Genomic DNA, 22,748 nt, shown 5'->3' with positions numbered 1-22,748 from the left:
AGGAAAAAATGGCACATAAAAAGGGCGGCGGCTCGACCCGCAACGGACGCGATTCCAAGGCTCATCGCATGGGCGTCAAGGTTTTCGGCAGCCAGGTGATCAACGCTGGTTCCATCATTGTTCGCCAGCGCGGCACTGGCTTCCACGCCGGTGACAACGTCGGCATGGGCCGTGACCACACGCTGTTTGCTACCGTTACTGGTACGGTTCAGTTCGAAGTCAAGGGACCCAAGAACCACCAGTACGTCAAGGTTGTCCCGTTGGCCGCCTAATTGGGCAGCTGGCAGCTTTGAATGCAAGAGCCCTGTCGTTTTGCGGCAGGGTTTTTTTGTTGATTGGAAAGAAATAAAGCCTCTTCCGGCAGGGGGAGGGCAGAAACCGGGGAGCCATCCTCTCCGGATCGCCCATTAAGCAGCAAGCTGCCGGAAAACACATCGGCAGAGGCATCGCGCCGCGCGGCAGGAAAGCCGGACGCGGTTTGTAGATATACTCAAAAGACTGGTGTTGAAGGAGCCGCTCCGGGACTTATCCCGGAAGGTGAAAACAAAGGCTGGGCTCCTAAGTAAATGAATACGGGCGGAATGATCCGCCTCGCAGGAAACCACAAGGGGGCCATCGGTGCCGGACGGCATCAGGCCCATACGAAAGAATCAGGCAACAAGGACGGAACTTGCTGTGAAATTTATTGATGAAGCATCTATTGATGTAATTGGCGGGAACGGCGGCAATGGCTCCGCATCGTTCCGGCGTGAAAAATTTATTCCCCGCGGCGGCCCGAATGGCGGCGACGGCGGACGTGGCGGCTCGGTGTGGGCTGTCGGCGATGAGAATATCAACACGCTGATCGACTACCGCTTTACGAGAAAGTTTGTGGCGCCGTCAGGCGAACACGGCATGGGCTCCGACTGCTACGGCCGGGCCGGCAAGGACATCATCCTTCGCATGCCGGTCGGCACGATCATCACGGACGAAAAGTCCGGTGAAGTGATCGCTGACCTTTCCGAAAACGGCAAAAAGGCCCTGGTCGCCGCTGGCGGCAAGGGCGGTCTCGGCAACCTTCACTTCAAGAGCCCGACGAACCGCGCTCCCCGTCAGTTCACGCTCGGTGAACCCGGCCAGGCGCGTTCTCTCAGGCTCGAGCTGAAGGTCCTCGCTGACGTCGGTCTTCTCGGCTACCCGAACGCGGGCAAGTCCACTTTCATCACGGCGGTGTCGAATGCCCGCCCGAAGATTGCGGACTATCCCTTCACCACGATGTCGCCTCACCTCGGCGTTGTCCGTATCGAGCAGGAAAACAGCTTTGTGATCGCTGATATTCCGGGCCTTATCGAAGGCGCGGCTGAAGGCGCCGGACTCGGCCACGAGTTCCTGCGGCACCTCGAGCGTACGAAGCTCCTTCTACACATCATCGACGCGATGCCGTTTGATGGCGAGGATCCGATTGAGAAGGCTCACGCGCTTGTGCGTGAACTTGGCAAGTACAGTGACACGCTGCTCGCGAAGCCCCGCTGGGTTGTCGTGAACAAGCTTGACCTGGTGCCTGCCGAAGACCGCGAAGCGCTTGTGAAGAAGCTGCGCGACGCGCTCTGCCCGGACGGTCATCCGTTCTTCGCGATTTCCGCGGCAACGCGAGAAGGCACGAAGGAAGTCGTGATGGCGATTGCTCAGTTCCTCGACGAACAGCGCCGCGCTGAGCGCCTCAAGGCTGAGGCCGAGCGGAATCCGCGTTTTGCCAACACGGATGAAGCTGCCGAAGAGCCCGCTGCCGAAACCGCCTCTGAAGAAGCGGCTGGCGATAAGGCTGATTCGGAGTAACAACTGCGGGGCCGGATATTCCGGCCCCCTTTATTGCCTGGGGGAGAAGGCATGACAGCGATCAAATCAGTGGTTGCGGATGCGAAGCGCATCGTCATCAAGGTCGGCACAGCGCTGCTGACGGATAACGGCCGGGGGCTCGACGAGAAGGCGATCGCCAATCTTGCGGAAGAGCTTTCCGCGGTGCAGAAGCTCGGCCGAGAAGTGGTTCTCGTCTCTTCTGGCTCCATCGCTGAAGGCGTGCGTCGCCTCGGCTGGGATCGCCGCCCGACTGAGGTCGGTCAGCTGCAGGCCGCGGCTGCCGTGGGCCAGATGGGTCTTGCCCAGGCGTACGAAACGGAATTCGCGAAACGCGGCGTGAAAACCGCGCAGATTCTCCTCACCGGAGCGGATCTCGCTGACCGCACGCGTTACCTCAACGCGCGCTCCGCGCTCCTCACGCTGCTCTCCCTTGGCGTCGTTCCCGTGATCAATGAGAACGACACGGTTGTCACGGACGAAATCAAGGTGGGTGATAACGACACACTGGGTTCCGTGGTGACGAACCTCATTGAAGCCGATGCCCTTGTGATCCTCACGGATCAGAAGGGGCTCTTCACGGCTGATCCGAGGAAAAATCCGGATGCGGTCTTTGTGGATCGTGCCCGTGCCGGCGATCCGGCTCTGGAAAAGATGGCGGGCGGCGCGGCAAGCTCCTTCTCGAAGGGCGGCATGATCACGAAGGTGATCGCTGCGAAGCGCGCCGCGCAGTCCGGCGCGTCGACTGTCATCGTTTATGGGCGTGAGCCCCGGGTGCTTCAGCGTCTGGCGGCCGGTGAGACGATCGGAACCGAACTCGTCTGCTATCAGCCGCGGATCCTCGCCCGCAAGTCCTGGATCGCGGATCATCTCAATATTGAAGGCGCTGTGCTCCTCGACGCGGGTGCCGCGCGTGCCATCGTGAAGGGCAATACGAGCCTGCTCCCGGTGGGCGTGAAAGAAGTGCGCGGCGACTTCAAGCGCGGCGATGTGATCGCGGTGCTGTCGCCTGAGAGGGATGAGCTCGCCCGGGGGCTTGCCGGCTACTCGAGCAGCGACACGGTGCGCATTGCCGGTCACCACACTGAAGAGATCGAAGGGATCCTCGGCTTCATTGAGCAGCCTGAGCTGATCCACAAAGACAATCTCGTCATTACGCGCGACTAGGACGGTGAGCGGAGCCGGGCGAGGAGTTCTCCCACCCCGGTTTCCATCACAAGCGGCTGCGTTATAGAATGCGTGAATCTTTCGCGGCCGGTTGTCCCTCTCGCGTTTTGTAATTCAAATCTCTATTTTTAACAGCGGAATTTTCATGAAAGCCCGTCAATTTTTTATTTCCACTCTGAAAGAAGCGCCCGCTGACGCCGACATCGTCAGCCAGCAGCTGATGATCCGCGCCGGCATGATCAAGAAGCTGGCCGCCGGTGTGTATACGTACATGCCGATGGGGCTTCGCGTCATCCGCAAGATCGAGAATATCGTCCGTGAGGAAATGGTCCGCTCGGGCGCAGTCGAACTCCTGATGCCGATCGTGCAGCCGGCCGAGCTCTGGGTTGAGTCGGGCCGCTGGGAAAAGTACGGCCCTGAGCTGCTCCGCTTCAAGGATCGTCATCAGCGCGACTTCGTGATTCAGCCGACCTCTGAAGAAGTGATCACGGACATTGCCCGTCAGGAAATCACCTCCTGGCGTCAGCTGCCGGTGAATCTCTTCCAGATTCAGACGAAGTTCCGCGATGAGCGTCGTCCCCGTTTTGGTGTGATGCGCGGCCGTGAATTCATCATGAAGGACGGCTACTCGTTCGACCGTGATGCTGACGCTGCCGGCAAGAGCTACGAGACGATGTTTGACGCCTACTGCCGTATTTTCAACCGCACGGGCCTTGTGTTCCGCCCGGTCGCGGCTGACACGGGTTCCATCGGCGGCAACCGTTCGAATGAATTCCAGGTGATCGCTGACACCGGCGAAGATCTGATTGCTTACTGCCCGGATTCCCAGTACGCCGCGAACATTGAACTCGCAGAGGCCGTGCAGGTCGGCGGCGAACGCGCGGCAGCGACGGAAGAAATGCAGAAGGTTCCGACCCCGGGCCGCGACAAGTGCGAACTCGTGACGGAACTCCTTGGCCTGCCGCTCACGAAGTCCGTGAAGTCCGTGGTGCTTGCCTCTGACGAGCGTGACGAAGAAGGCAATGTTCTTCCCGCGAAGATCGTTCTCATTCTGCTCCGCGGTGACCACAGCCTGAATGAAGTGAAGGCCGGCAAGCTTCCCGAGCTGAAGAATGGCTTCCGCTTCGCGACTGAAGCTGAAATCCTCAAGGCTTTCGGCAGCAAGCCCGGCTACCTCGGACCGGTTGGTCTCGACCCGAAGGAAGTGAAGATCTATGCGGATCGCTCCGTGATCAACATGAGCGACTTTGTGGTCGGCGCGAACGAGGAAGGTTTCCACCTCCGCGGCGTGAATTTTGGCCGTGATCTTCCCGAACCCGAAGTGGCGGATCTCCGCAACGTCGTCGAAGGCGACCCGTCGCCGGACGGCAAGGGCACGCTGAAGCTGCAGCGCGGCATCGAAGTGGGCCATGTGTTCTACCTCGGCACCAAGTATTCCGAAGCGATCCACGCGACCTACCTCGACGAAGAGGGCAAGTCCCGCGTTCTCGAAATGGGCTGCTACGGTATCGGTATTTCCCGCGTCGCGGGCGCTGCCATTGAGCAGAACCACGACGACCGCGGCATGATCTGGCCGGACGCTATCGCGCCGTTCACGGTCGCGATCTGCCCGATGGGCTACAAGAGAAGCGAGGCCGTGCAGAAGGTCTGCGACGAACTGCATGACAAGCTTGCGGCTGAAGGGATTGACGTGATCCTCGATGACCGTGATCTGCGTCCGGGTCCGATGTTCGCTGACTGGGAGCTGATCGGTGTTCCGCACCGCATCGTGGTCGGCGACCGCGGCCTGAAGAACGGCGAAATTGAATACGCGAACCGCCGCACGCTCGATCAGAAGGAAATGGTGAAGGTTGAAGACGCCGTTGCCTTTATCAAGAGCAAGCTGAAGGCCTGATAGGCTGAAGGCATCAAAAAAGCCGGGTCACGAAAGTGATCCGGCTTTTGCTATGTGCGGAATGAATGGATCAGACAATCCCGCGGGCGAGCGGGGGGATGATGATCAGAATCACCTGGCAGAGAATGAAAACGAGGATCGGAGAGAGGTCAAATCCCTTGATCATCGGAATCAGGCGGCGCGCGGGACGCAGGAACGGATCGACGAGGTAGCCAAGCGTCCGGGTGACAGGAGACGCGGACTGAAGCCAGGAAAGCACCACCCAGATCACGGTGCCCCAGAGCACCATCTCAGTGCCCCAGCGGATCAGGAGCGCGAAAGGCGACACCACCAGACCGAGAATCGACATCGGAATGCCGAAAAGAAGACGCGAGAGGATGGAGGACAGGATCGCGACACCGAACGCGGACAGAATAGCCGGCCAGTGCCACTTGCCGGACGCGCGCATGGTCTTCGCCACCGGCAGCACGAGCCAGTCGGTCAGCGCGATGCAGAACCGCGCGATCGGATCCGCTGTCGGGATAGCCTGAGCGTAGACCCAGGCCCTCAGGAGCAGCACTGAGCCAAGCAGTGCTGTGAACAGATCAACGAGGTAACCGAGTAGATGAGCAAAAGTATTCATTCAGGATTAGTGCAATACGAGTTTTCTCTTGTACCTGCATATTAACTGATTCACAATTGAAGGGAATCTTTTGACCGTGGGCATTAATCGTGTTTCGCCTAAAATGCCCACATGACTAAGAAATCCTGCCGGGCCGCGCGGCACCTCTGACCGCCTGACGCTCTGCAGGGAAAGAATCTTCAAGATGGAAAACGGAATTTTGCTGTCGCTGGCCGCTGCGGCCATTTACTGCGTCTCGGGTGGCGTGGTGCTCTCTTCACTCCGGAAGCGGGGCGCCAAGGTGCCGACCTGGATGCTGCTTATTGTTGTCGCCGCTGTGGTGCTGCATGGCTTTGCCCTGAAGACACAGATCTTCCCGGCCCCCGGTCAGACGCTCTTTGGTTTCGGTCCCGCGGTGTCCGGCGCGATGCTGCTCGGATTCACGGTGCTCGCGCTGGTGTCCGCGGTGAAGCGCGTCGGACCGGTGTTCGGTGTCAGCGCGTTTATCACCGCAGTGGCTGCCCTGATGCCGCTGGTGTTCCCCGGTGAACCGATTGAAATGACGGAGTGGACTCCGCTATTCCGGGTGCATCTGTCGCTCGGGCTCCTCACCTATGGGCTTCTCGCGGTGGATGTTGTGCAGGCGATTCTGATGGAGTGCCAGAACCGGCGGTTCCGTTTCTCGTCGGATCCGGTTCCTCAGAGCGGCATTCTCTCCACGCTTCCCCCAATCATGGTGATGGAACAGGTTTTTTTCTATATCCTTCTCACCGCGTTCCTCGTGCTTTCTGTACTTCTCGTAACAGGAGCCCTCGTGACGCAGCAGTATTATGGGACGCTCTTCCATCTCGATCACAAGACCTTCCTCACCTGGGCGAGCTGGCTGCTCTGCGGCATTCTGACCGCGGGACACTGGGTTCTCGGCTGGCGGGGCAGAAAGGCTCTCGCCTGGTTCTGGATCCTGTGCGGCGTTTATGTGATTGCGTATCTCGGATACGCTTTCTTCCTTGAATACATTCTCCTCTGAGAAGTGAGAGCCAAATGGGCCTGATAAAACTACTCCCGTGGATCATCATCATTGTTGTTGCCTTAGTCTATTTCTCCCGCCAGAAGCAGCGCCGCGAGAAGGAGCAGATGGAGGAAGAACTGCGCGAGATGCGCCGCCGGCTCCAGGAGCGTGAGCGGAACCGTGATGTGGCCTCCGCGGGTGAAATGGCGCAGTGTCCTCACTGCGGCACGTTCTTCCCGAAGAATGAGGGCGTCGTGAAGAACGGCAAGCTCTACTGCTCGAAGAAGTGCGCGAGGCTCGACTGAGAAGAAGAGCATGCTGAGGAAAACAGGCTGCGAGCCGTCTTTCAGGATCAGCGATGAGGGGTGGGCAGAGGGCGCCGTCCGCTGCCCGAGCACTCACTCGGACGAACGTCCGGCGGGGTCTCCGATTGATCTTCTCGTGATCCACAATATTTCGCTTCCGCCCGGAGAGTTCGGGACGGGATGCGTGCAGCGATTCTTCACGGACCGCCTGTCAGTGGATGAGCATCCGACTTTTGAGTCGCTCCGCGACCTTCATGTCGCGTCTCACTTCCTGATTGAACGCACGGGAACCGTGACGCAGTTTCTCCCCTGTACGGCCCGCGGCTGGCACGCCGGTATTTCGTCCTTTGAAGGCCGGAGCCGCTGCAATGATTTTTCGATCGGCATCGAGGTTGAGGGAACGGATTTCTGTCCCTTTGAAGAGGCGCAGTACGCGTCTCTCGTGAGGCTCGCCCGGGCGATCATCCTCCGCTACCCGATCCGGGCCGTTGCCGGTCACAGCGATATCGCGCCCGGCCGGAAGACCGATCCGGGTCCGTTCTTTGACTGGAGCCGGCTCGCGGTACCTGAGATCCTTGGCTGCGGGGTCTCCTTTCCGTTCTTTAAAGCGTGCGGACTCACTATTTGAGCTCCCAACACTTTAAAATCACACAGCACGGGCGGCGTCTCGCTGACGCCGCCGAACGCTAATTCTCTGCTCTGGCGGGCAGGCGCATGGATCCTATCCGCGCCGGATGTCCTCCCGGGCCACCCTATTATTCATACAGAAAAATGCTTGATACTCTTACCCAGCGCTTAGCCAAAGTTGTGAAGACCATGCGGGGTCAGGCCCGCATTACGGAAGAAAACTCGAAGGAGATGCTCCGCGAGGTGAGGCTGGCGCTGCTGGAGGCCGACGTCGCGCTGCCGGTCGTGCGTGAACTCACGAACCGCATCAAGGAAAAGGCGCTCGGCGAGGAAGTGGTCGGAAGCCTGAATCCGGGCCAGGTTCTCGTGAGCATCGTGCAGCGTGAGCTGACCGCCGTGATCGGCGGCGATCTTCCCGAGAAGGAGCGCGAGATCAATCTCGCCTGCACGCCTCCCGCGATCATCCTGCTCGCCGGTCTTCAGGGTGCTGGTAAAACGACGACCGCCGGCAAGCTCGCCCGCTGGCTGATCCGCAATCAGAAGAAGAAGGTACTTACGGTTTCCGCTGACGTCTACCGTCCCGCGGCTATCGAACAGCTGAAGACGGTGTCCGAGCAGGCCGGCGCTGAATTCTTCCCGAGCACGACGGATCAGAAGCCGCTTGATATCGCGGCCGCGGCGCTCGACTACGCAAAGCGTCATTTCTTTGACGTGCTGATCGTCGATACGGCCGGCCGCCTCTCGATCGATGAACGCATGATGCAGGAAGCATCAGACCTGTCCGCCTTCCTGAAGCCGATCGAAACGTTCTTCGTGGTCGACGCGATGGTGGGTCAGGACGCGATCAACACGGCTAAAGTTTTCAATGACCGGCTTCCGCTCACCGGCATCATCCTCACGAAGGTGGACGGTGACTCCCGCGGCGGCGCAGCGCTTTCTGTCCGCCAGGTGACCGGTAAGCCGATCAAGTTCATCGGTACGGGTGAAAAGCTCGACGGCTTCGATACGTTTAATCCGGAAGCCATGGCGAGCCGCATTCTCGGCATGGGTGACATCGTTGCCCTCGTGCGCGATGTTACGTCGAATATCGACGCCGAAAAGGCGAAGAAGATCGCTGACCGCGTGAGAAAGTCCGGCCGTCTCGATCTGAATGACTTCCGCGAGCAGATGATTCAGATGCGCGGCATGGGATCCATGTCGAGCCTCATCGATAAGCTTCCTGCCGCGATGCAGGAAGCGGCCGCAAAGCAGAATGTGTCTGACGCGGATGCGGACCGTATGATCCGCCGCACGATCGGCATCATCGACTCGATGACGCCTGCGGAGCGCCGTCACCCGGATCTCATCAAGGCGAGCCGCAAGCGCCGCATCGCTGCCGGCGCCGGACTTCCGGTGCAGGAAGTGAACAAGCTTCTGAAGCAGTACGATCAGATGACTGAAGTGATGAAGCGTATGAAGAAGGGCGGACTCTCGAAGCTGCTCCGCATGGCCGGCGGCCGTTTCCCCGGTATGGGGGGAGGGCTCCCGGGCTTCGGCGGCGGCCGTCCTTTCTGATCCTGTAAGGAGTAAACCGCGGAATGAGGATTCTCGGGATCGACCCTGGTCTCAATAAAACGGGGTTCAGCGTGATCGACATGAATGCCGGCAGTTTTACGCTGATCACCGCAGGCGTCTTCCGCGTGCCTAAGGGAGAGCTGTCTTCAAGGCTCTCCCACATTTTCCGCTGCATTCAGGAGCTCGCCTCTGAGTACCATCCTGATATCGCGGCGTGTGAAAAAGTCTTTGTCAACGTGAATCCGCAGTCGACGCTGCTCCTAGGACAGGCGCGCGGCGCCGCGATCTGCAGCGCCGCGGTCGCGGGACTCCCGGTGCGGGAATTCACGCCGACCGAAATCAAGCAGGCCGTCACCGGCTCCGGACGGGCTGAGAAGCCCCAGATCCAGGCGATGATGGTCCGTATCTTCAGCCTGCCGGAGAACCCTCAGGCTGACGCGGCTGACGCCATGGCCTGCGCGCTGACAGCCGCGCAGACTGAAGCGATGACAGCGCTTACCGGGGCCGCCAAAACCTCGATGGGCAACGCCCGGTTCACTTCGCGCGGCGGCGCGAAATCATCCCGCCGGGCATGGGCTGCCCGGGTCGCGGAAATGAAAGGAGATAAACCGTGATAGCGATCCTCAAGGGAAAGCTTGAAGAGAAGCAGACAACGGGCATCGTGCTCGACGTGAACGGTGTGGGTTACGAGCTTGCCGTTCCGATGTCGACCTTCTGCAATCTGCCGGATGCGGGGCGTGAGGTCAGGCTCTACGTGCAGATGGTGGTGCGTGAGGACGCGATTCTGCTTTACGCGTTCCTGACCCGTGAGGAGAAGTCCGCTTTCCAGGAGCTTGTGAAGGTGAGCGGTATCGGATCCAAGACCGCGCTCGCTGTCCTCTCCGGGATGTCAGTGCAGGATCTCGCAGCCGCCGTGTCGCATGAGCAGAGTGATCTCCTCACGCGTGTTCCGGGTATCGGGAAGAAGACCGCGGCAAGGCTCGTTCTCGAGCTGAAGGGAAAGCTGGGACCGGAACTCGAAGCCGCCGCCGTGGGCCCCCAGGGGACCGCGCCGAGCAGCGTGCAGGCCGATGTTATCGCGGGTCTCGTGGCGCTGGGCTACAGCGAACGCGATGCTGCGGCTGCTGCCCGCAATATTCCGCCTGACGCGACGGCCGCCGAAGGCATCCGTATCGCGCTTCGCTATCGGAACTGAGACGGCACGCCGGGGCTAGATAAGGCAGGACAGAAAGAATGGAAAATGTTGAAAGGATCGTGACGGCGGCAGCCGTTTCGCCGAACGAAGAAAACGTCGACCGGGCGCTTCGCCCGACCATGCTCTCCGAGTATGTTGGTCAGGAGCTTGTGCGCGATCAGCTGTCGATCTTCATCGCGGCGGCAAAGCGCCGCGGCGAACCGCTCGACCACCTGCTGCTCTTTGGGCCTCCGGGCCTTGGAAAGACGACGCTCGCTCACATCGTGGCAAACGAAATGGGGGTGAATCTCCGTCAGACCTCAGGCCCCGTGCTTGAGCGCCCCGGGGATCTTGCCGCCATCCTTACGAATCTCGAGAAGGGGGACATCCTCTTCATCGATGAAATTCATCGTCTGTCCCCTGTCGTCGAGGAAATCCTTTACCCGGCGCTGGAAGATTTCCAGATTGACATCATGATCGGCGAGGGGCCGGCTGCCCGCTCGATCAAGCTCGATCTTCCGCCTTTCACGCTGATCGGCGCGACAACCCGCTCCGGCATGCTCACGAACCCGCTCCGGGCCCGTTTCGGCATTGTGAATCAGCTGCAGTTCTATACGGTCGAGGAACTTTCGAAGATTGTCTGCCGGTCGGCGAAGCTTCTGAATGTCGAGGTGGAGCCTGACGGGGCCCGTGAGATCGCTCAGCGAAGCCGCGGCACGCCCCGTATCGCGAACCGGCTTCTTCGCCGTGTCCGTGACTACGCGGAGGTGAAGCATGGCGGTGTGATCACGCGGGACGTCGCGGACGGTGCCCTCCGGATGCTGGGGGTCGACGCGAAGGGGCTTGACGGCATGGATCAGCGCTTCATTCTCTCGATTATCGAGAAATTCGGAGGCGGTCCTGTCGGTATTGATAACCTCGCGGCCGCGGTCGGCGAAGAGCGCGACACGCTCGAGGATGTTGTCGAGCCGTACCTCATCCAGCAGGGCTTCATTCAGCGGACCCCGCGTGGCCGCGTGGCGACCGAAGCCTCCTACCGCCACTTCGGCTATACGCAATCGAAGGGCGGTCAGTCTGACCTCTTCTAATCTTCTAAATATCGCCGAGTCTCGGGACTGCGTCCAGCAGCTCCCGGGTATAGGCGGAGGCGGGGTGCTGAAGCACGTCTTCAAGCGGCCCCTCTTCCACAATCTTCCCGGACTTCATCACCGCCACCCGATCGGCGATGTATTCAACCACGCCGAAGTTATGCGTGATGAGAAGGTACGCGATTCCGGTTTCCCGCTGGATGCGTCCGAGGAGATTCAGAATCTGCGCCTGAACTGAAACGTCCAGAGCTGAAGTGGGTTCATCACAGATGATGAGTTTCGGCTCCGGAGCGAGCGCTCTCGCGATGGCGATACGCTGCCGCTGACCGCCTGAAAACTCATGCGGATAGCGTCTCAGGGCATCCTCCCGGAGTCCCACTCGGCTGAGTAGTCCCCGGATCCGCTCTGACTTTTCCTCCCGGCTCATATCGGGGCGCAGGCTTTCAAGCGCTTCAAGCAGCGTTTCGCCGACAGTCATCCGGGGGTCGAGTGACGAGAAGGGATCCTGAAAAATGATCTGCGCCGCCTGACGCAGCGCTTTGAGGTTTTTCCCCTTCGGTGAAGCCGCATCCTCGCCGCAGATCCGGATGATTCCCGAGATTTTCGCTTCCTTCCCGAGGAGCCTCAGGATCGCTTTCCCCGCCGTGGTTTTTCCGCTTCCGGACTCGCCGACCAGGGCGAGCGTCTCATTCTCCCGCAGCGTGATATCGATCCCATCCACCGCGTGAACATAGTCCTTATCCGTGCGGAAGAGTTTCCGCCCTTCCGGGAACCAGACGCGGAGCCCCTTCGCTTCGAGAAGCGTGCGGCCTGGGGATGCCTTCGGGGGAAGCGGCGGCTCTTCGTCAGTCCGGGTCTTTTCTGAGTAAGGCCGGATACAGGCGCAGGCGTGAACGTCAGAGATCGGTTTCAAAGGAATCGTCCCCTCGCGGCAGGCGTCCACGGCCCAGAGACAGCGGGGCGCGAACCGGCAGCCGGTGATCGGCTGCAGGAAGTCCGGGACGGTGCCGGGGATACTCGCGAGGAGCTTTCCCTTCCGGGCGGTTGAGGGGAGAGCCGCGAGAAGCTGTTTCGCGTAGGGGTGAGCCGGGTGAGAGAAGAATTCATCTGCCGGCGCCTGCTCCACGATTTCACCCGCGTACATCAGCGCGACGTAATGCGCCATCTTGCGGACAACCGCAAGGTCATGCGTGATGAGGAGCAGAGACAGGCTGCGTTCCGCCTGGAGCCTGAGAAGCAGATCAAGAATCTGCTTCTGCAGCGTCACGTCGAGCGCCGTGGTCGGCTCATCCGCGATCACGAGGTCCGGGTCGCCCGCGAGCGCCATCGCGATCATGCAGCGCTGTTTCTGGCCGCCTGAAAGCTGGAACGGGAACGCGTTCACGCGTTTCTCGGGCTCCGGAATGCCGACACGGCGGAGCCAGGCAATCTCTTCCTCGACTTTCTCCTTTCCCTTCAGCCCGAGGTGCCGGGAGAGCACTTCGCCGATCTGATCCCCGACCGTCATGACGGGGTTAAGCGATGTGGAAGGCTCCTGGAAGATCATTCCGATCCGGCGGCCCCGTACGGCCTGCATGACGCTCTCCGGAACCGGGAAAAGGTCCTCACCCGAGAGCGTATCCGTGCCGGAGAGAATCCGGGCGTTTCCAGGCAGCAGCCGCATAACGGAAAGCGCAGTCATCGATTTTCCGCAGCCGGATTCACCGACCAGCGCGAGCGTTTTCCCTTTCGGAATACTGAGCGAAATGCCGCTCACCGGGCGGATCGGCCCGCGCGGCGTATCCACCTCGATTTCGAGGTTCCGGAGTTCAAGGAGTGTTTTTTCGTCCGTCATTTTCCGCTCCCGCTGTAAGACCTCGGGTCAAAGGCGTCGCGGACCGCGGAGGCGAAGAGATTCGCGCTCAGCACCACGGCGACCATGAAGATGAAGGCCGCAAAAAGATTCCACCAGACGGTCGGCGTCCGGGACATTTCGTTCCGGGCCGCGTTGATCATCGAGCCAAAGGAATTCATCGAGGGATCGACGCCGACCCCGATATAGGAAAGCACCGCTTCGTAAAGCACGATGTCCGAGAACCCGATCACCGACACAATGAGGATGATGTGAAGGACATTCGGGAGAATATGCCGCCGCATGATAACGCCGGAGGGTGTTCCGCAGGCGCGGGCTGCCGTAATGAAGTCAAGCCCCGAGAGTTTCATCGTCTCGGCGCGAAGGAGTCTCGCAAGTGACGCCCAGCCCGTGACACCGATGATCGCGGCGATGAAGAAGAGCTTCGCGTCACCCCGCTCAAGCGAGGTCGGGAGGAGCAGCGGATGCTGATCGATAAACACCTGAATCATGAGCGCGGTGGCCGCGATCAGGAGCACCGAGGGGATGGAGCTGATCGTCGTATAGAGGTACTGCACGACATCATCCACCCAGCCGCGGAAGAATCCCGCGGCGATCCCGAAGAACACGGCGAAAGGGAGCATCGTGATCGTGGAGAGCGCCCCGAGCACAAAGGCCGTGCGGAGACTCTTCACCGCCTGATAGAGAACGTCGTTCCCGGTTTTATCCGTGCCGAACGGGTGATAGGCACCCCAGAGGAAGAGAAGAAGGAGGGCGGCGAGGATGAGGCCGGAAGCGGCCGCGGCGAACCCTCCGCGGCCCCTGATTGCCCGTCTGAGGCGCGCGGGCCACTTCTCCCCGGGGACCGCCGGTGTCCGGCTGAGGATCAGCGCGGCCGCGGCGGCCGACACGAGAACCCAGTTTGAAAGCGCGGCAAGCGTCCGGAGCGCCGCGTCGCGGTTCCGGTCAGTCGCGGTCTTCGCCTCCGGTGTGATCCCCTTCAGGTGAGCGAAGATCCGGACGGGTTTCCCGTCCACGAGAGCCGAGGTTTTATCAAACTCCGTAATCGCGAAGGGAGAGGAGTAGCTCCGCTCGCGCCCCGCGATCCAGTTCCCCACGGAGCTGTCGAGAAGTGACTCGGTGGAGGCGGAATACACCGTGGACTCTCCCGAGGCAGACGCGAGCTGCGGCCTGAAGTGAATGGAGTCCGCGAGTCCCAGCGCGAAGAAAACGAGGAGGATCACGCAGGACGCCTGTGGGATGGGACGGGAAAAGACCCGGCTCCATTTTTCCCGCGTCCGGGGGCTGCGGCGCACGTAAATGAAGGACGCGATCAGGACCGCGGTGATGAGCCACATCACGGCGTCAGTCGGCAGAAAGACGAAAAGCGGCATTCCGAACCTCCTAGCTCAGTCTCACCCGGGGATCCGCGACCGTGTAAGCAATGTCGGTGAGGATCAGACCGAGGATATAGAGCGCGGTGCCGAGGAAGACCATCGCGCGGACAATCGAAAAGTCCTGATCATTGATCGCGTCGATCGTGTAGCTGCCGAGCCCGGGGATCCCGAAGAAGCTTTCCATGACAAGCGACCCCATGAAGAGAAGCGGGATCACGGCAACGGTCGACGTGATGATCGGAAGAGACGCGTTCCGGAGAACGTGAAGGAAGAGAATCCGGGATTCGGGCATCCCTTTCGCGCGTGCTGTTCTCACGTAATCCTTTCCGATCTCCTCGAGGAACATCGTGCGGTAGAGCAGCGTGTCACTCCCCATACGGGAGAGCACCCCGATCGCGACCGGAAGAATCAGGAACACGGCGGCGTGCCAGCCGTTCGCGTATCCCGAGATCGGCACGAGTTTCATGAGGCGGGCGAAAAGCCACTGCCCCACGATGATGTAGAAGAGGCTTGAAATTGACATCAGGATGACGCATCCAATGAGTCCTCCGGACTCAAGCCGCTTTCGCCTGAAGAGCACGATGAGGAGAGCGAGGCTCGTCATCGCGATCACGCCGAGCAGGAATGTCGGAAGCGCGAGCGCAAGCGACGGCCACGCGCGGTCCGCGATTTCCTTATTGATGCTGCGGCCCCGGTCGCTCGTCCCGAAATCCATCCGGAGAAGCGGCACGGACCGTTCCCAGAAAATCGTTTTTGTCACCTTTTCCGCGCCGGGCGCGCTGCCATTCCAGATGAGCGGCTTATCGTACCCATGCACGTGCTTCCAGTCCGCGATCGCTTCGGCGGACACGTATTTGCCGCCGATCGCGATGCGCGCCATGTCGTCTGGCGTGTTCACGGCAAAAAAGATGAGGAAGGTAAGCAGGTTCACGCCAAGCAGGTTCAGGAACCCGTAGACAATCCGGCGGAGCAGATAGCGGATCATGATTTCTCCTTTCCGGTGTCGCGGCCGAAGGCGTCAAGCCGGGAGCGTTTCTTCACGGCGCGAATAAGGAGTGCGGCAGCCGCGGCGCCTCCCAGCGCGAGGAGAATAAGCGGCCACCAGACGGGCTGGTTCCACTCACGGATCTTCTCCGCCCGGAGCGATGTATCGAGTTTCAGGTACTGAAGCGAATTCCGGACCATGGCGGAGGGTTTCGCGTTACCCACCCACTGATGGTAGGCAGCGGCGGACCGCGGCGCGTAACCGAAGCTCCAGGGCGCGTCCTCCTGAACAATCTGAATCATTTTTTGCACGACAGCATCTTTTTCCGGACCCTCGTCGAGGTATTTCATGCGGTCAAAGAGCCGGTCGAATTCAGGCGACCGGTAGTTCGCGGCATTTTCCCCGCTTCCCTTGGTCACGGCTTTGGCGTTCGGCCCGTAGAGCAGCGAGAGGAAGTTTTCCGGATCCGGATAGTCAGCGAGCCATCCCCAGAGGAAGATCTGATCGGATCCCCGGATCATCTTGTCCTGGAACCGGTTGTAGTCGGTCGCGCGGATCTCAAGCTGAATCCCGAGCTTCGCGAACTGCTTCTGATACCAGTTGAGGAGCGGCTTCGCGCCTGAGGCAGACTGCTGGAAGTCGAGCGCGAGTGTCAGCGGACGCCCGGTTCTGAGGTCACGGCCTCCGGGGTAGCCTGCCTTCACCATGAGCGCCCGGGCGTCCGCGAGCGACCGCCGCGCGGGGCGGCCGGAAGCGGATCTGCGGTACACCACCGGATTCATCTCATTAAACCGGGGATCAATGCCTGGCGGAATCGGCCCCATGAGGGGGATCGCCTGATCCTTCTGGAAAATCGCGATTTCCTCTTCCCAGTCGATCGCAATCGAAATCGCCTGACGGAGCGCGCGGTGGCGCGCGGCCTCTTCAGGCGTCTTCCCGGCGCCCACCACCGGATCCATCATGTTGAAGCCGAGGTAGCCGTTTGAGAGGTCAACGGTGCGGGGGAACTGGATCTTCTTCTCAGCGTATTCGCGGGCGAGTTCAGGTGAATCCGCGGCTTCGACAAGGAACCCCTGTCCGACATCCGAGCGGTCAATCGCGGGGCTGTCGTAGTAGCCCTGGAGGAACTTGGTGCGGAGCGGAATCGCTTCCTTCTCCATCGTGAAAACGATGCGGTCAATGAAGGGGAGGGGCTTTCCGCAGCCCGCGAGCAGTCCCTTCTCACGATCCCCCGGGGCCCCCTCGCAGGGGTAGGCGGAAAAGTGAAAATCCGGATTCCGTGAGAGCACATGACGGCGGTTTTCCTCGTACGCGGTCATCATGTAGGGACCGGTGCCGACCGGCCACCAGGCGAGCCCGATACTGTTCTCCTTAAACCCCGGATTCGCGTAGAACGCCTCGGCTTCCCACGGCACAGGGGCGAAGAAACTCATCGTGAGCCAGTCCTGGAACTGCGGGTACTTGCCCCGGATCCGGATCACGAGCGTATGCGGGTCAGGAGCCGACACACCTTTCTCCGGGAACGGGATCTTTCTCAGATCAAGAAACGCTGGATGGTGCTCGGCGGCATCCTCCCGCCGGATGGCGTCCCGCATTTCGCGGAGCCCGATGATGTGAGAGGAAAGCGTTGAGAAGGCTGGGCTGACGACGCGGGGCGACGCGATCCGCTTGATCGCGTAGACGTAGTCCTCGGCCGTAAGCTCGCGGGTGCCTTTGAGCGGAAGGTCAAGCGGACTCTTCAGAGCCGCGGCTTTTTCGGGGGCGAGATCAAAGTAGGCGGGTTTTCCGTCTGAGGTCTTCGCGAAGGCAGGATGCGGCGCGAAACGGATTCCGGATCGGATCGGAATGCTGTAGCGGCTTTCCGCAATGAGTGACGGGTCCGCGTTCTGCGGGAGCTCGCGGCCCGATTTATCGAAATAGCGGGGGACCGCGAGAGTCACCGCGGTGAGCGGTACCACCTCATACGGTCTTTTCAGGTAATGGTACTGATAGGGTGGCTCGTATATGCTGTACACGTAGGCGGTTTCGTCAGACGAATAAGAAACCGCGGGATCCAGGGTTTTCGGGCTTCTGCCGGAGAACGGGGAGTACAGCGTATTTTCGCTGCCATTGGTGCCGGGCCTCGGTGAATTCACCGGACCGCAGGCCGAGACGAGCAGCGCGAGTCCGAGGGACGTGAGCAAAAGAAAACGGCGTCCTGCCGACCGAGCCGCTTTCGGGCTGAAAAGACTGAACTCCATAAAAGTTTCCTAATGTTTCCCCGAAACACGCTGTCCCTGCCACCGCCTATACTTTAGCCGATTATTTTCGGTGCTTTGTCACGGAACATTTCAGTACTCCTGTTTCTGTTACAGGGATAAAAGGCCCATAAATGACAGCCTCGGCAGACTTGTCCATTATTTCTCTGATTCTTCACGCCTCTATCGTCGTGAAGATTGTCCTTACCATCCTCCTCGCGCTCTCCGTGATCAGCTGGACCATGATTTTCCAGAAGTGGTTCCAGGTGCAGCGTGCACAGAAGGCAACGGAAGATTTTGAAAAGCGGTTCTGGGGCGGCGCCGATCTCGGTTCGCTCTTTGAGGGCGCGCAGATGCGCCGCGATAAGAGCGGTCCGGAGGAAAAGATTTTCGCGGCCGGCATGGCCGAGTACACGAAACTGCAGGATCGCGGCATTGACTCAGCCCACGTGCTGGACGGCGTGAAGCGCGCCATGCGGGCGGTCTATCAGCGTGAAATGGACAGCCTCGAGAGCGGTCTTTCGATTCTCGCCTCCATCGGTTCGGTTTCTCCTTACATCGGTCTTTTCGGCACGGTCTGGGGTGTGATGAACGCCTTTACCGGTCTCTCCACGCTCACCAATGTGTCGCTCGCCGTGGTGGCGCCTGGCATCGCGGAAGCGCTCGTCGCGACCGCTATCGGCCTTTTCGCGGCTATTCCGGCTGTGGCCGCGTATAACTTCTACGCCACGTCCACCGGACGCCTGTTCAACCGGTTTGATGCCTTCACCGAGGAGTTCCTGAATATTCTCGAAAGGCAGAGGAGCTGAGAGCCATGAGTTCACTTCGGCCGGAAGGCAGCCGCCGCAAGGTGATGTCAGAAATCAACGTCGTGCCGTATATCGACGTGATGCTCGTTCTCGTCGTGATTCTTATGGTGTCGGCGCCGTTTGTTGAACCCTCCGTTGTCAATCTGCCGACGGTCGCGAAGGCTTCCAAAGCCCCTGACAAAGTAATTTCCGTTGTTGTTCAGGCAGACGGATCGCTCGCGATCAAGGATGGCGCGAAACTCACGCCGCAGGATATGCCCGGTCTCATCAGCTACGTTCAGGATGCCGAGAAGGCGAGCGGCGGGAACCCTGTTCCTGTCGTGATTTCGGCAGACCGTGACGTGAAGTATGACCAGGTGATCAACGTGATGAAGAACCTTCAGAAAGCCAATGTCGAGAGGGTCGGGCTCGCCCTTCAGATTGACGGCGGGAAATAGCATCCTATGAAAATGAAGCTTGGTTCCTCCAGCACGAAAACGGACGCCCGCCCTGGCGCGACGCCCCGGAAGAGAGACCTGAAGAAGGCCTTTCTCCTCGCGCTTGCGATCCATGCGGCGCTTTTCGTCGCTCTGCTCTTCGCCTTCCAGTGGAAGACGCAGAATGAAGAGGTGTACGCGGAGCTCTGGGCCTCGGTGCCGACAAGCGGCACATCTGAGCATGGCGGCCCGGTGAAGGGAGATGACGGCGCGGCGGAGCCCCCGCCTCCGGAATCCACCCCGGCCCCCGAGCCTAAGCCTGAACCGCCCGCGCCGGCTCCGAAACCGGCACCTGCTCCCGCTCCGGCTCCGAAGCAGACGCTTGCTGAAGAACGGAAGGCTGATATTGTGGCTGCCCAGGAAAAAGCGAAGAAGCAGAAGGCTGAGCAGCTGAAGGCGCAGCAGCAGGCAGAGCAGAAGCGGATCGCGGACGCGAAGCGCGCGGCTGATGAAGCGAAGAAGAAAGCCATTGCCGATGAGCAGCGCCGTCAGGCAGCTGCCAAGGCTCAGATGGAGAAAGTCCGTCAGGCTGAGGCTGCCCGTCTCGCCCAGGCTGCGAGGCAGAACGCCATGGCCAAGGTGAGAGGCCAGGAACTGGCCCGTGTGGCGGGCGGAAAGCCCTCCCAGACGACCGCCGGCGTACCGACGGGTGACCGTACAGCGCAGTTCCAGAATCTCTCGGGCTCCGCGAAAGCGGCTTTCATTGCCCGCGTGACTGCCTGCATCCGTCCGAACATCATCTTTAACGTTCCGTCCGGCGTCCGCCGCGGCCAGCATCAGGCGGTGTACCGCGTGAGGCTCATGCCGACCGGAGATCAGATCGGCGCCCCGCATAAGACCCGCGGCTCCGGGCTCCCGGGGTATGACAGCGCGGTTGAGCGCGCGATCGCGAAGTGCCCGAAGTTCCCGACCGTACCGGGTACGCCGATGCCGGGCGAAGTGACACTCACTTTCGATCCGATCGACTCGAAGTAAGCGATTGGAGTTTTAAGAAAGACGCCGTCCTTTCAGCAATGATCGGACGGCGTTTGATTATCCCGGATAGGTCTCACCCCAGACCATCCGGTAGCGGGCGGCGATGTCGCTCAGAGACGGGCTGTACGCCTGGCCTCCCGGCGCCTCAAGCTTGAAGGATGCGATGGTGGAACCGATACGGCCGCAGGTTTCAAGCGGCAGACCGAGTTCAAGGCCCCGAAGAAGTCCTCCGCGGTAGGCGTCCCCGGCTCCCACCGGATCCGCAATACGGAGCGGCTGCACAGCCGGGATCCGGATTTCCCGCTCCGCGGTATAAATCACGGAGCCCTCGCCTCCCCGCGTGACGAGGAGCGAGCGGGAAGGAGTGACAAGCTGTTTTCTTTCGAGCCCCGTACGGTCCGCGAGAAGCTTTTCCTCGTATTCGGAAACGCAGATCAGCATGGAGCCGAGCGACAGCTCTTTCAGTGCCGCGGGCGAGAGCTGAGACGTCGCCTGACCGGGGTCAAAGACGTAGGGAATGCCAAGCTTCCGATAGAGCTCCCCCTGGGACACCATGGAGCGAAGGCCGCCCGGCGCGATATGCGCGGCAGTGACGCCTGAAAGCGCCTCACGGTCCGGCACCTGGAGAAGATTCATCGCGCCGGCGTGAAATGTGGTGAGCTGGTTTCCGAGGGAATCCGTGGTGATGAAGGCCTGAGCGGTCCATTCATCCGGCGCGTCCTTCACAAAGCGGGAATCAATCCCGGCTTTGTCCAGGTGGTCACGGTAAGCGTTCCCGTCCTTCCCGAGCATCGCGAGAAGCCGCGGAGAACCGCCCGCGGCTTTCATTGCCCAGGCGATATTTCCGGCACAGCCGCCGAAATAGCGTTCCAGAGTATCCGCGAGAAAGGTGAGGTTGAGGTGCGAAAGCTCATCCGGGAGCAGCATCTCGTCGAAGCGCCCGCTGTAGGAGCAGACGCTGTCATAGGCGACGGAGCCTGAAATCAGAATGGCCATCGCGGTTCCCCGCCCGGACGATCAGCGCTGAGGCACCGCGCGCACGGTGCAGGAGGCGGGGTGGCTTCCGGAAAGCGTGAAGGCAAAACGCACAGGAAGCGTCTTCGCGGCGCCAAGCCGCGTGCCGGACCCCTGTCCCGCGTATTCCTCAGGCTTCACGAGACGGCGGATCGCGATGAGACCGCGGTCATCGGTGAACGTGACTTCAAGCACCGGAAGCGGGAGGCTTTCCGCGCCGTTATTCGCAAGCGTCAGGTGGATCTCATAGCTATCCATCGTGATCGGGGTCAGGGCGAAATTCTCAACCGCGAAGGGATTCACGCCTTCGCTGCCGGGACCCGGGCAGGGAATCACGCCGCAGACCGCCTGGCGGGCTGAAAGCACAGCCGGCACATAGCGGCCGAGTACGGGGCCGAAGAGTGACAGCAGCTGCCAGAGAATGACAAGGATCAGGACAACAACGCCGATCGGCCAGAAAAGACGGTTTCCCCGCTTCACGACGGTCGGCATGGCGACTGAGCCGAGTTTCGGGGAAAGTGAATTCAGGCGGCAGAAAACCGGATGCTTTTCTGCCACGGTGTCGTTCGGAACAGAACGTTCCGATGCGGGAGAGGCAGAAAAAGCCGCGGGGCGCGCCGCGGCGGGCTGAGCGGCCGGGGTCTCCGCGGCTCTCGGTTCGGGGGCAGATCCGCGGCGGTTCAGAAGACCGTCGAGCACGTCGTCATCCACCTTGCGCAGCGTCTCCGAGGCATCAAACCGGGTCTGGCAGATGCCGCAGCGGAGCCGCCCGTTGTCGGCCTCGAGTTCTTCCGGAGTTACCTGATAGATGCAGCCGCAGATGGGACAGCGAACAACAAGAGCCATAGAGATGAAGCCTTTTTAAAGCGAAGCCGCCCTCCGGGCGCTGAGGACATTCCAGCCCTCTTCAGAACGCCACCGCGAGAGCGTGATGGCAGGATCCGCCTTGTGGAACGCTTCAATGATGCGGTCCACCTGGTCATCGAGAATGCCCGACAGCACCAGCTGCCCGCCCTCGGCGACATGGCCGCAGAGCGTGGGAGAAAGCGAGATCAGCGGATTGCAGAGGATGTTGGCGATGACGATATCATACGGCTTCCCGGCGGGAATCCCGTCAGGGAGGCAGAAGTTTCCGGTCACGCCGTTGTTTTCGGCGTTGAAACGGGAGGCTTCAACCGCGAGCGGATCAATGTCGCAGCCTTCGACCGAGCCCGCGCCGAACATGGCAGCCGCGATCGCGAGAATGCCGGTGCCGCAGCCGTAGTCAAGAACGGTTTCGCCTTTCTTCAGATTTTCATCAAGCCACTGAATGCAGAGATGCGTGGTCGGATGGCTTCCGGTGCCGAAAGCGACGCCCGGATCGAGCTTCATATTGAGCGCGTCAGGGGACGGCGGTTCGGACCAGGAGGGCACGATCCAGAGCCTGCGCGAGGCCTGGATCGGCTGGAACTGGGCCTGCGTGATGCGGACCCAGTCAACATCGGGCACAGCTTCCACGGACTTCACTTCGAGCTTCTCAATGCCGAGCGCCTTTTCGATCACGGCGAGCGACGTTTTCCAGTCGAAACCGTCGTCCGCGAGGACCGTCAGAAGCGAGCGGTTCCAGGCCTGGACCTTCGGTTCCAGACCCGGTTCGCCGAAGAGGGGGGACTCAGACGGCGTATCCGCGTCTGCGTCCTGCGTCGTGTAGCTGCTAGCCCCGGCTTCCATCAGCATGTCGCCGATCGCTTCAGCATTGCCGCGGTCGGCGTAAAGCGTAATTTCCTGCATTT

At 60.7% G+C, this 22,748-nt stretch carries 22 protein-coding genes; 14 read left to right on the top strand and 8 right to left on the bottom strand.

Features of this window, described 5'->3' with window-relative positions:
• Positions 1-8 precede the first annotated feature (8 nt).
• The 4 genes from rpmA (at position 9) to BN1936_RS10780 (ending at position 4,894) form a co-directional block, all read left to right on the top strand.
• The gene (gene rpmA, locus BN1936_RS10795) at positions 9-272 is read left to right on the top strand and encodes a 50S ribosomal protein L27 (RefSeq protein WP_022443774.1); all 264 of its coding nucleotides are present in this window, start codon (positions 9-11) and stop codon (positions 270-272) included.
• 403 nt (positions 273-675) lie between these two features.
• Positions 676-1,815: a GTPase ObgE gene (obgE, locus tag BN1936_RS10790; RefSeq protein ID WP_049687384.1), complete on the top strand. Its 1,140-nt coding sequence runs from the start codon at positions 676-678 to the stop codon at positions 1,813-1,815.
• A gap of 51 nt (positions 1,816-1,866) precedes the next feature.
• Positions 1,867-3,000: a glutamate 5-kinase gene (gene proB, locus BN1936_RS10785; RefSeq protein ID WP_049687383.1), complete on the top strand. Its 1,134-nt coding sequence runs from the start codon at positions 1,867-1,869 to the stop codon at positions 2,998-3,000.
• Positions 3,001-3,145: 145 nt separating this feature from the next.
• On the top strand, positions 3,146-4,894 hold the full coding sequence (locus BN1936_RS10780) for a proline--tRNA ligase (RefSeq protein ID WP_022443771.1): 1,749 nt from the start codon (positions 3,146-3,148) through the stop codon (positions 4,892-4,894).
• 70 nt (positions 4,895-4,964) lie between these two features.
• Here the strand turns inward: BN1936_RS10780 and BN1936_RS10775 are convergent, their stop codons facing one another.
• Entirely contained in the window at positions 4,965-5,516 is a 552-nt protein-coding gene (locus BN1936_RS10775; protein WP_022443770.1) for a YggT family protein, read from the bottom strand.
• 184 nt (positions 5,517-5,700) lie between these two features.
• Between BN1936_RS10775 and BN1936_RS10770 the strand changes: the two genes are divergently transcribed.
• From BN1936_RS10770 to ruvB, 7 genes are all read left to right on the top strand, one after another.
• On the top strand, positions 5,701-6,522 hold the full coding sequence (locus BN1936_RS10770) for a cytochrome C assembly family protein (RefSeq protein WP_049687382.1): 822 nt from the start codon (positions 5,701-5,703) through the stop codon (positions 6,520-6,522).
• A 14-nt stretch (positions 6,523-6,536) separates the two neighbouring features.
• A complete protein-coding gene (locus BN1936_RS10765; protein WP_022443769.1) occupies positions 6,537-6,809 on the top strand; it encodes a PP0621 family protein in 273 nt (90 codons plus the stop codon).
• A gap of 10 nt (positions 6,810-6,819) precedes the next feature.
• Positions 6,820-7,437, top strand: a complete 618-nt coding sequence (gene ampD, locus BN1936_RS10760) for a 1,6-anhydro-N-acetylmuramyl-L-alanine amidase AmpD (RefSeq protein WP_022443768.1) — start codon at positions 6,820-6,822, stop codon at positions 7,435-7,437.
• A 143-nt stretch (positions 7,438-7,580) separates the two neighbouring features.
• Positions 7,581-8,990 (top strand): signal recognition particle protein, encoded by a 1,410-nt coding sequence (gene ffh / locus BN1936_RS10755; RefSeq protein WP_022443767.1) that lies wholly within the window; start codon positions 7,581-7,583, stop codon positions 8,988-8,990.
• A 23-nt stretch (positions 8,991-9,013) separates the two neighbouring features.
• The gene (gene ruvC / locus BN1936_RS10750) at positions 9,014-9,604 is read left to right on the top strand and encodes a crossover junction endodeoxyribonuclease RuvC (protein WP_022443766.1); all 591 of its coding nucleotides are present in this window, start codon (positions 9,014-9,016) and stop codon (positions 9,602-9,604) included.
• Positions 9,601-10,185, top strand: a complete 585-nt coding sequence (gene ruvA / locus BN1936_RS10745; protein ID WP_049687381.1) for a Holliday junction branch migration protein RuvA — start codon at positions 9,601-9,603, stop codon at positions 10,183-10,185. The genes ruvC and ruvA overlap by 4 nt, the downstream gene beginning before the upstream one ends.
• 38 nt (positions 10,186-10,223) lie before the next feature.
• Positions 10,224-11,252 carry a Holliday junction branch migration DNA helicase RuvB gene (gene ruvB, locus BN1936_RS10740; protein WP_049687380.1) on the top strand — a complete coding sequence of 343 codons (1,029 nt, stop codon included), beginning with the start codon at positions 10,224-10,226 and terminating at the stop codon, positions 11,250-11,252.
• Positions 11,253-11,256: 4 nt separating this feature from the next.
• Here the strand turns inward: ruvB and BN1936_RS10735 are convergent, their stop codons facing one another.
• Genes BN1936_RS10735 through BN1936_RS10720 form a run of 4 tightly spaced genes read right to left on the bottom strand, consistent with a single transcriptional unit; the run spans position 11,257 to position 17,705 of the window.
• Complete coding sequence (locus BN1936_RS10735; RefSeq protein ID WP_022444073.1) at positions 11,257-13,086, bottom strand: ABC transporter ATP-binding protein; 1,830 nt, start codon at positions 13,084-13,086, stop codon at positions 11,257-11,259.
• Positions 13,083-14,477, bottom strand: a complete 1,395-nt coding sequence (locus BN1936_RS10730) for an ABC transporter permease (RefSeq protein ID WP_049687379.1) — start codon at positions 14,475-14,477, stop codon at positions 13,083-13,085. The genes BN1936_RS10735 and BN1936_RS10730 overlap by 4 nt, the downstream gene beginning before the upstream one ends.
• Before the next feature lie 10 nt (positions 14,478-14,487).
• Positions 14,488-15,465, bottom strand: a complete 978-nt coding sequence (locus tag BN1936_RS10725; RefSeq protein ID WP_049687378.1) for an ABC transporter permease — start codon at positions 15,463-15,465, stop codon at positions 14,488-14,490.
• A complete protein-coding gene (locus BN1936_RS10720; RefSeq protein ID WP_053101869.1) occupies positions 15,462-17,705 on the bottom strand; it encodes an ABC transporter substrate-binding protein in 2,244 nt (747 codons plus the stop codon). The genes BN1936_RS10725 and BN1936_RS10720 overlap by 4 nt, the downstream gene beginning before the upstream one ends.
• A gap of 131 nt (positions 17,706-17,836) precedes the next feature.
• On the opposite strand from BN1936_RS10720, the gene tolQ reads away from it, so the two are divergent.
• From tolQ to tolA, 3 genes are read left to right on the top strand one after another with little or no spacing between them, the layout of a single operon-like run.
• On the top strand, positions 17,837-18,511 hold the full coding sequence (gene tolQ / locus BN1936_RS10715; protein WP_022444068.1) for a protein TolQ: 675 nt from the start codon (positions 17,837-17,839) through the stop codon (positions 18,509-18,511).
• Positions 18,512-18,516: 5 nt separating this feature from the next.
• The gene (locus BN1936_RS10710) at positions 18,517-18,948 is read left to right on the top strand and encodes a biopolymer transporter ExbD (RefSeq protein WP_022444067.1); all 432 of its coding nucleotides are present in this window, start codon (positions 18,517-18,519) and stop codon (positions 18,946-18,948) included.
• A gap of 6 nt (positions 18,949-18,954) precedes the next feature.
• Positions 18,955-19,962 (top strand): cell envelope integrity protein TolA, encoded by a 1,008-nt coding sequence (tolA, locus tag BN1936_RS10705; protein ID WP_022444066.1) that lies wholly within the window; start codon positions 18,955-18,957, stop codon positions 19,960-19,962.
• A 57-nt stretch (positions 19,963-20,019) separates the two neighbouring features.
• Here the strand turns inward: tolA and BN1936_RS10700 are convergent, their stop codons facing one another.
• The 3 genes from BN1936_RS10700 to prmA are packed head-to-tail and all read right to left on the bottom strand — an operon-like array spanning position 20,020 to position 22,746.
• Entirely contained in the window at positions 20,020-20,958 is a 939-nt protein-coding gene (locus BN1936_RS10700) for a carbohydrate kinase family protein (protein WP_049687377.1), read from the bottom strand.
• 21 nt (positions 20,959-20,979) lie between these two features.
• Complete coding sequence (locus tag BN1936_RS10695; RefSeq protein ID WP_022444064.1) at positions 20,980-21,822, bottom strand: zinc-ribbon and DUF3426 domain-containing protein; 843 nt, start codon at positions 21,820-21,822, stop codon at positions 20,980-20,982.
• A gap of 15 nt (positions 21,823-21,837) precedes the next feature.
• Positions 21,838-22,746, bottom strand: a complete 909-nt coding sequence (gene prmA / locus BN1936_RS10690; protein WP_022444063.1) for a 50S ribosomal protein L11 methyltransferase — start codon at positions 22,744-22,746, stop codon at positions 21,838-21,840.
• Between the last annotated feature and the right edge of the window lie 2 nt (positions 22,747-22,748).

The sequence above is a fragment of the Dakarella massiliensis genome, assembly GCF_001182045.1.
Taxonomy (GTDB): Bacteria; Pseudomonadota; Gammaproteobacteria; order Burkholderiales; family Burkholderiaceae_F; genus Mesosutterella; species Mesosutterella massiliensis.
Note: the sequence above shows the minus strand (reverse complement) of the source record. Positions and strands in the feature narration are given on the sequence as shown.

Coding starts and splice junctions, on each gene's coding strand:
- ampD (WP_022443768.1), top strand. CDS start 6,820: ATGCTGAGGAAAACAGGCTGCGAGCCGTCTTTCAGGATCAGCGATGAG.
- BN1936_RS10695 (WP_022444064.1), bottom strand. CDS start 21,822: ATGGCTCTTGTTGTTCGCTGTCCCATCTGCGGCTGCATCTATCAGGTA.
- BN1936_RS10780 (WP_022443771.1), top strand. CDS start 3,146: ATGAAAGCCCGTCAATTTTTTATTTCCACTCTGAAAGAAGCGCCCGCT.
- BN1936_RS10720 (WP_053101869.1), bottom strand. CDS start 17,705: ATGGAGTTCAGTCTTTTCAGCCCGAAAGCGGCTCGGTCGGCAGGACGC.
- tolA (WP_022444066.1), top strand. CDS start 18,955: ATGAAAATGAAGCTTGGTTCCTCCAGCACGAAAACGGACGCCCGCCCT.
- BN1936_RS10735 (WP_022444073.1), bottom strand. CDS start 13,086: ATGACGGACGAAAAAACACTCCTTGAACTCCGGAACCTCGAAATCGAG.
- BN1936_RS10775 (WP_022443770.1), bottom strand. CDS start 5,516: ATGAATACTTTTGCTCATCTACTCGGTTACCTCGTTGATCTGTTCACA.
- ruvC (WP_022443766.1), top strand. CDS start 9,014: ATGAGGATTCTCGGGATCGACCCTGGTCTCAATAAAACGGGGTTCAGC.
- BN1936_RS10730 (WP_049687379.1), bottom strand. CDS start 14,477: ATGCCGCTTTTCGTCTTTCTGCCGACTGACGCCGTGATGTGGCTCATC.
- ffh (WP_022443767.1), top strand. CDS start 7,581: ATGCTTGATACTCTTACCCAGCGCTTAGCCAAAGTTGTGAAGACCATG.
- rpmA (WP_022443774.1), top strand. CDS start 9: ATGGCACATAAAAAGGGCGGCGGCTCGACCCGCAACGGACGCGATTCC.
- BN1936_RS10725 (WP_049687378.1), bottom strand. CDS start 15,465: ATGATCCGCTATCTGCTCCGCCGGATTGTCTACGGGTTCCTGAACCTG.
- tolQ (WP_022444068.1), top strand. CDS start 17,837: ATGACAGCCTCGGCAGACTTGTCCATTATTTCTCTGATTCTTCACGCC.
- BN1936_RS10710 (WP_022444067.1), top strand. CDS start 18,517: ATGAGTTCACTTCGGCCGGAAGGCAGCCGCCGCAAGGTGATGTCAGAA.
- ruvB (WP_049687380.1), top strand. CDS start 10,224: ATGGAAAATGTTGAAAGGATCGTGACGGCGGCAGCCGTTTCGCCGAAC.
- prmA (WP_022444063.1), bottom strand. CDS start 22,746: ATGCAGGAAATTACGCTTTACGCCGACCGCGGCAATGCTGAAGCGATC.
- BN1936_RS10765 (WP_022443769.1), top strand. CDS start 6,537: ATGGGCCTGATAAAACTACTCCCGTGGATCATCATCATTGTTGTTGCC.
- proB (WP_049687383.1), top strand. CDS start 1,867: ATGACAGCGATCAAATCAGTGGTTGCGGATGCGAAGCGCATCGTCATC.
- BN1936_RS10700 (WP_049687377.1), bottom strand. CDS start 20,958: ATGGCCATTCTGATTTCAGGCTCCGTCGCCTATGACAGCGTCTGCTCC.
- BN1936_RS10770 (WP_049687382.1), top strand. CDS start 5,701: ATGGAAAACGGAATTTTGCTGTCGCTGGCCGCTGCGGCCATTTACTGC.